Raw genomic sequence first — 2,138 nt, 5'->3', positions numbered from 1 at the left:
GGGCTCGGCTCGGTGGTGCTCGTGCCCGTCGCATGGCTGGCCATCGGCGCCGCCGTGTACGGGCAGAAGCTGGCCGGCAAGGCCATCGAGGTGGAGACCCACGAAGAGGTCACCAAGCGGCTGTCGAAGGTGCCCGACCCCGTGAAGCGGGTGGTCTCCCAGGCGGTCGAGCCGGTGACGACGCCGGTGAAGAACACGCTCGGCGCCATCGGCAAGATCGCCGCGGCGGGCGTGGTGCCCATGGTGTTGTTCTGCGTCATCTTCGTCGTCGCGAACGGCCTGCAGAGCCTCGCCGCGTTGGGCATGCGGTGGGTCATCGGCCCGGGCGAGATGTTGCGTCAGTACGCCTTGTCGCCCTACTACCAGATGGTGTCGCGCCTGGTGTACTTCACGATCGTGCTGTCGCTGCTGGCCGCCGCCGTGAACGCGATCGTCACCGCCCAGCGGCGCGACGCCGCGGAAGCGGAAGCGGAAGCCGCCACCGCCTGAGCTCAGGCGGGCACGTCGAGCTGGAGGTAGGTGGGCTCGTGCCAGCGCACGACCACGCCGACCGGCTCCACACCCGCAGGCAGCACGACGCCGGCCGTCACGGGCCACGACTCCGGACGCGGCACCGGGGACTCCTCGATGCCGAGGATCGAGTCCTTCGGGCCCGGGGCGTCCTCGGGAACGCAGGCGACACGCTCCGACCACCACCAGGTGGCATCCGGCGCGGCCACCTTGCCGGCCCGCTCGGAGTCGTAGCGGTTGCCCACGGCGTCCACGAGCAGGACGGAACACAGGTCGACGATCTGGTCGGGCGGGGCGGCGAACGTCAGGTCCAGGCGCCACAGCTGGCCGCCCGCGGCGGCCGCGTCGTCGCCCAGCCGGCTCACCGGCTGCACGGCGTGAACCGTGACCGTCACGTCGCGGCGATGCGTCGAGCCGTCGATGGCCATGAACTCCTCGCTCAGGGTCCCCGTGGGGCCGTGGGCGACGATCGGGTGCGACCACGACCAGGGCAGGTAGAGCGCGGTGAGGCGGAACGACGAGGCGGCCATGGCCAGGAGCAGCAGGACAGGCAGCAGGATCAGCCACAGCCGGTTGCGCCGCAGCCAGGTGGGGGAGGCGGTCGTCGGGGTCGCCATGTCAGCCTGCCACCGGGGTCTCGTCGGGCAGGACGATGCGCCCGGACGCCGCCCCCAGTTCGGACGCCCGCTCCGGGGTGATGCCGAGGTCGATGACGGCGACGTCGTCCATCAGGGTGGTGTCGATGCCGGCCGGCACCTTCAGGACCGCCCCGGCGAGCACGTCCGGCGGCACCTCCAGCGTGAGGCGGCAGGCGAGCGGCAGGCCCGGCTGCGCCGGCCCGCAGGCCGGTGACACCGGCGTCCGGCCGCCGAACTCGCGGCCATCGGCCGCCACCAGGCGGGCGTTCGAGCCGAGCACCGAGGTCTCGCCCCGCGGCTCGTAGGTGACGTCGACCACCAGGAACACGCCCGCGCTCACCGCCACCTGGTCGAGCCATTCCAGCTCCTTGGCGGCGTCGACGCCGGTGACCGTGATGCGGGCGTTGCGGAGCGTGATCGTCTCGCCGACGCCGCCCGGGTGCTCGAAGGGCGTCGAGAAGATCGCGTCGGGGTCGGGCAGCTGGGCGTTGATCGCCGAGCCGACCAGCAGGGCGGCGACGACGATGACACCCGTGGCGAGGGTGGTGCGCGGGAGGGCCATCAGGCCTCCCCGAGGGGGTCGGCCGGCAGCGTGATGATGAGCCCCGGTTCGGGGTCGCGCCAGCCGGTGGAGCCGTCCATGCTGCTGGCGCGCCACGTGTGGCTGGGCACCGTGAGCGTGACCTCGGTAGGGATCGCGGCAGCGGCGTCCTGCTCCCAGACGAGGGCGATCTGGGTGGCGAGACCCGGCTGGAAGTCGCCCTGGGTGAGGCTGTCGAGCAGGCGGTACGGCGTCGGTCGCGGTGGCACGCCCGGGAAGGACTTCAGTCCCGGCAGGTCGATCGCGAGGTCGTCGGTGAGGGTGAACCGGTCGACGGGCAGGTTGGTCGTGTTGGTCACGTCCAGGCTGACGAACCAGTAGCGGACGCCCTCCTGCGGCCGGAATGCCGGCTCGAGGGAGTCACCGTAGCGGGCGCGGCGGAACACCAC

General features: G+C 72.4%; 4 protein-coding genes. 1 reads left to right on the top strand and 3 read right to left on the bottom strand.

The features are described from left to right. A partial coding sequence (locus Q1K57_RS13975) for a hypothetical protein (protein ID WP_300083656.1) occupies positions 1-489 on the top strand: 489 nt, incomplete at its 5' end. A gap of 2 nt (positions 490-491) precedes the next feature. On the opposite strand, the gene Q1K57_RS13970 is transcribed toward Q1K57_RS13975, so the two are convergent. From Q1K57_RS13970 to Q1K57_RS13960, 3 genes are all read right to left on the bottom strand, one after another. Further along, positions 492-1,127: a hypothetical protein gene (locus Q1K57_RS13970; RefSeq protein WP_300083654.1), complete on the bottom strand. Its 636-nt coding sequence runs from the start codon at positions 1,125-1,127 to the stop codon at positions 492-494. A 1-nt stretch (position 1,128) separates the two neighbouring features. After that, positions 1,129-1,710: a hypothetical protein gene (locus tag Q1K57_RS13965; protein ID WP_300083652.1), complete on the bottom strand. Its 582-nt coding sequence runs from the start codon at positions 1,708-1,710 to the stop codon at positions 1,129-1,131. After that, positions 1,710-2,138 (bottom strand): hypothetical protein (locus Q1K57_RS13960; protein ID WP_300083650.1); only part of this gene is annotated, 429 nt, incomplete at its 5' end. The genes Q1K57_RS13960 and Q1K57_RS13965, both read right to left, overlap by 1 nt.

The organism is Propioniciclava sp. (genome assembly GCF_029977985.1).
Taxonomy (GTDB): domain Bacteria; phylum Actinomycetota; class Actinomycetes; order Propionibacteriales; family Propionibacteriaceae; genus Propioniciclava.
Note: the sequence above shows the minus strand (reverse complement) of the source record. Positions and strands in the feature narration are given on the sequence as shown.